The sequence below is a fragment of the Pseudomonadota bacterium genome (assembly GCA_011049115.1).
GTDB lineage: Bacteria > Desulfobacterota > Anaeroferrophillalia > Anaeroferrophillales > Tharpellaceae > DSCM01.
On sequence record DSCM01000066.1, the window covers coordinates 1 to 5,207 of the forward strand.

The 5,207-nt window shown below is 53.2% G+C and carries 2 protein-coding genes; one reads left to right on the forward strand and one right to left on the reverse strand.

Translation table 11 applies throughout. The features are described from left to right. Positions 1 to 490: 490 nt before the first annotated feature. The gene (locus ENN66_05360) at positions 491 to 1,861 is read right to left on the reverse strand and encodes an IS4 family transposase (GenBank protein HDS16025.1); all 1,371 of its coding nucleotides are present in this window, start codon (positions 1,859 to 1,861) and stop codon (positions 491 to 493) included. Positions 1,862 to 2,091: 230 nt separating this feature from the next. On the opposite strand from ENN66_05360, the gene ENN66_05365 reads away from it, so the two are divergent. Beyond that, positions 2,092 to 5,151 (forward strand): hypothetical protein, encoded by a 3,060-nt coding sequence (locus ENN66_05365; GenBank protein ID HDS16026.1) that lies wholly within the window; start codon positions 2,092 to 2,094, stop codon positions 5,149 to 5,151. Positions 5,152 to 5,207 lie beyond the last annotated feature (56 nt).

Below are 5,207 nucleotides of genomic sequence, written 5' to 3' on the forward strand. Positions count from 1 at the left end.
CAGCTGCGGGAAATATCCGGCTCGGCGGCCAGGGCCTTTTCCAGCCAGACAAGCGAGGCGCTGTCGAAACGTTCGAGGTTGCTCCGCATGGCGCCGAATCGTGCCACACCTCGTTCGTGTTGTCCAGGGGAATTTATGGGGAGTTGACAGACCATGAAGGAAGAAGGGCGAGAATGGGCGTGGCCATGATGGGGCAGGATTGGAACTGGTGGCATGGGTTCTATGACTGTAAGGAGAGATACAATGACTTCATGGAATACTCACGGGATCTGATCAAACACAACAAGAAGGCCTACAGGTCCCCAGACTACCCCAATGCCACGGGAAACACAAACAAACCACCGGAGGTCTTGCCGAGAACCAAATAGAGACTCAAACCATAACGTGTAACACCACTTTCCTTAAAATCCCCGCCTCTTCTCTTTTGGAGGGGCGGGTGACAGGGTTTTTTATTTATCTCAACTTTCGGAGTTGAGGTAACTGGTTGATTTTACGAAGCTGTCGCCGTCATCTTTTGGGTTGATTTAATCATATCAATTGCAGTGCCCATGATTGCATCAATCATTGCGTTTATTGCGCTTTCTGCAAACTCCTTTGAAGCCCTGACCTTTTCCAGGGTCAGAGTCAACAACCGGTGGAGCGCTTCGAACAGCGTCAGGTCCTGCATTTCATCGCAGCAGGCGTAGAACAGGCTGCCAATGGATCGTGGATCATCATGGAACCTTTGCTGCAACGCCAAGAAAAGGTAGCGGGTGAACACCAGAGAGGTGTGGGCCACGAGTCCGTCGTAGTCCCGCAGCTGAACCTCCCGCTCCAAATTCAAGTGGTGCTTGGCCATTTTAAAAAACACCTCGATATCCCAACGCTTGCCGTAAATTCTGATGATCTCCTCGTCGGGCAAAGTCGTGTCGGTGGACAGAAGCGCCAGCCAACCCCTACCGTTGCGATTTCTGACGAAGACAAGCTTGACCAAGGGGCCATTCACCATGGGCAAGACAACGCTGGCAAGAATTTTGGCCCTGCCCGGTCGTTTTTTCAGCTGCTGATACAGCCTGCCAAGCCGGAGAGATTCACCCCGGTATTGGTAGAAGTTGCTCGCGAGGTCTTTGGCCATGCAGATAACCGGCAAACGGGCCGAGAGCTTCCTGACCAGGCTGGCAAAGCAGAACCAGCTATCCATCAGGAGATAGTCGGCCCTGACCCCCAATGCCATAACCCTTTTCACCATCACCTCAAGCGCGTCGGTGGATTTGGTCATGGCCTCAATACGACGTTTATACCCGCAAGTCCGCTTGTCCAAATCCTTGGTGATACTCTGGATTCTGTTGACCGCTTTGGCCGACGACCTCAGTACAAAGTCCAAGGGCAAAAAAGTTACTCCGTCACCCCAGCCGAGGGTAAGGAGCTTGAAACCCTTCAGGTACTTCCTGCTGTTGTGGTCGAATATCCTGGCCAGCAACTCGACCTTCTTGGAGCGGGCACGATCATAATCGCTATCGTCGACTACCAGCACCCTCTCCCGCTCTTCGCTGGTCAACAAATCAAGAACTCCGATTATTTTCATGGCCAGCTTGAGCAAAAACTGCCGCCAATTGTAGCGAGGATTTTCCAACAGCTCGTAGGCCGCATCTTTTTGGAACCCCAGCTCGCCATTCAGGACAATACCCCGGTAGAAATTCTGTCCACGGAAAGCCAGCATGAAAATGGCCTCGAATACGGCCAGTGGAGTGGCGCCCCTGACTTTCTTGATGCCGGATCGATTCAGCAGGGTGCCCACCGAAAAATTGTCAAAGAACGACTTGGTTGCGCTTTGCAGGCGTTTTGCTTCTTGCTCTATTTCGAACTGGCTGGTAGTATCCACTTGTGCTCTTCCTTGTTGATTTTATTGATCTTTTTGCAAAAGCCAATATATCAAGAAGCGAAGAGCATTTCACGTTAAATATTATGTGTTTTCAGCATTTTACCATAAAAAAATGGGTGCTGATCGGCAACTCCGAAAGTTGAGTATTTATCTTATGCCGTCTGCGCGGGAATTGCGCATTCGTCGAAGATACACAGTCGCCAACATGAAAAATATGGGAGGATGAGATTATGATCGACAAAGAAATTACCCGACGACATTTTCTTGGAGCAATGGCAGCAGGCGCGGCTGTTACCGTCCTGTCCCCAGCCATGGCTCTCTGCAGCGACAAACTGCAAAAAGGCAAGTTTGTCGGCAACAGGCTTCATGAAGCCGGCGAAGAGGCTTACCGCCAGGTTTTTGCTTTCGATAAAATCGTCAGAACCACGTGCGCCGGAAACTGCACGCAGGCCTGCGGCTGGAAGGCTTTTGTCAAAGGCGATAAATATATCGTCGCCAATGAGCCCGCCGGCGACTATGATCGTTTCGATCATCTGCTGGGCAATCAATACAACCCTCGGGGCTGTTTACGGGGCGCCAGTTATCTGAAATATGTCAACAGCCCGGTGCGTCTGAAACACCCTCTGATCCGGGTCGGCAAGCGGGGAGAGGGAAAATTCCGCCGGGCCGCCTGGGATGAAGCCATGAACATGATCGCCGGCAGGATGACCGACATCGTTCGTCAGGATGGCTCAGACGCCATCGCCTTTTTTTCCCCCATTCCCGCCTTCAACTATGTTTCCGCCGGGGCCGGCTACCGGCTCTGCAAACTGATGGGGGCCGCCGGGCCGCTGAGTTTTTACGACTGGTATTGCGATCTGCCGCCCGGAGAACCGACAACCTGGGCTTTCCAGACAGATGAGTGCGAAGAGGCCGACTGGATTAATGCTAAGTTGCTTATTTTCTGGGGCGCCAACGTCGCCGAATCCAGGATGGCGGCAGCCCATCTGCTGCCTGAAGCCCGCTACCGGGGCGCCAAAGTGGTAGGAATTTTTACCGACTACAACGCCACATCCCGGATGGTGGATCAATTCATCTCGCTGAAACCGGGTACGGACGCCGCCCTGGTTATGGGCCTGATTAAGATATTGCTGGACAACCAATGGTATGACGAAGATTATACCAAGACCTTCACCGACATGCCGTTTCTGATCCGGAGCGACAACCAGAAGTTCCTCAGGGAATCCGACATGGCGACTGGCGGCAGCCCATTTAAACTCTACATCTGGGATAAAAAAACCAACCAGCCGGCACTGGCGCCCGGCGCTATGGGCGATCCACGCGACACCCTCGATCTCAAGGCATTCAATCTCGATCCGGTCCTTGATTTTTCCGGTAAACTGACGCTTGCCGAAGGTAAGGAAGTAGGCATCCGGACCGTTTTTACCCGTCTGCGGGAGGAGGTCAAGGTTTACACCCCCGGTAAAGTGGAGGAGATCACCGGCGTTGGCGCCGAAACCCTGAAAAAACTGGCCCATGACCTCTACGCCATCAAGCCGGCGATGATCGTCGAAGGGGGCGGCGTCAACCACTGGTTCCATAACGACATCAACAACCGTTCCATGATTCTGCTGATGGCTCTGACCGGCAATGTCGGCAAAAGCGGCAGCGGCTTCAACCATTACACAGGCCAGTACAAAGTCTGGCTCAGCGGCCTGGGCAACTACGGTATGATTTTAAAGGCCCGCCCGCAGAACGGCACTCTTTTTGTCTGGTCCCACTATGATGCCCAGCTCTGGCGCTTGGGAAAAAATATTCCTGAACTGGCTGCGGCCATTGAAAAGGGGGAGATCGCCAAGTTGCCCAACGGTGTTCCGGTCAGCGCCGATCCCAAAACCGGATGGGCCTACAACTACTACCTGTTGATTCAATCCCTGGCCAAAAAATGGATCCCGATTTATCCCAAACCACCGAAAAGGCCCAAGGCGATGATCATCTGGCGGGCCAATTTCCTCAACCAGGGCAAGAGCGGCCACCGTACAAAAGAGTGGTTCGCCGACGAAAATCTGCTGGAACTGGTGGTTAATATCGATTTTCGCGTGACCTCGACCGGCATGTATGCCGACGTTATCCTCCCGGCGGCGACCTGGTATGAAAAATTCGACATCGCAACCACCCCCATGCACCCTTACCTCCAGTCCCAGGGTGTCTGTATCAAGCCTTTGTATGAATCGAGAACCGATTTTGAGATATTTAAGGATTTGGCCCGGCGGCTGCAGGATGAGTCCAGAAAACTGGCTGCCGGCGGACAATGGAATGGCAAATGGAATGACGAGGAGAAAAAAGAGACTGTTGATTTTACTACCTTGCACGACACATTTACTGCGGGCGGAAAACTCGACACCGACGTTAAAGCGGCAAAGTTCATTCTGCAAAATAGCCCGATGATGTATCCCAACCCTGATGAATATCGGCAAAACAAAAAGGCATTTGCCCCCGAAATGCAGAAACTGATCGAAGGCAAACTATTTGCCTGCGATGTCTCCGGCTACTTCGACGGCATCGTGGAGCTGATCAAGGAAGCTCCAATCCCCTTCCCGGCGGCCCAGTACAAACGACCGCTCGTGCCTTTTTCTGAAAATGTGGAGCGCAAACTGCCCTTCCCGGGCGGGGGCAAACTGGCCTCTGAGATGGTCGAGGCGGCGCCCGGGGTGAAGATGCCCAAACTTTATGCCGGAAAATTTCTCGGCATGATCGGCCCGAAAACCTTGACCGGGCGTCAGCAGTTCTACATCGATCACTCCTACTTTCTGGCTTTGCGCAATGAGCTGCCCATTTACCAGAAACCTGAGCATGACCTGTTGCCGGACGGAAAAACCCCGGCCCCGCTTAAATTCAACTCCCCTCATGGCCGCTGGGGCACCCACTCCACCTTCCGGGACATCGATGTTCTGCTCCGTCTGCAGCGGGGCGAGGTCTATATCATGATGGCAACCGCAGATGCCCGTCAGCGCGGCATCGTGGACGGCGACGTGGTTTCCGTTTTCAACCAGTACGGCAAGATGGTCTGTAAGGTCAAGGTGTCCCCCGGGATTCGCGACGGTGAAGTCAGGGTGGAAAACGGCGGTGAGATGTTCAACTGTCGCGAAGGCTGGTTTAATCTGATTACCCCCATTCGGCCGAAGCCAACCCAATCGGTTCAATATCCCGAGGAACCGGGGGCGCCATCTTACCATCTGAAATACGGCTGGAATTTATGGGGCGTGACCGGCAACGAATGTGACACCTCGGTTGAGGTGAAAAAAATATAAAACGACGCAACCGGGGAGGAGATGGCGGAGCAGCAGATAATGACGTCATTTTTTTA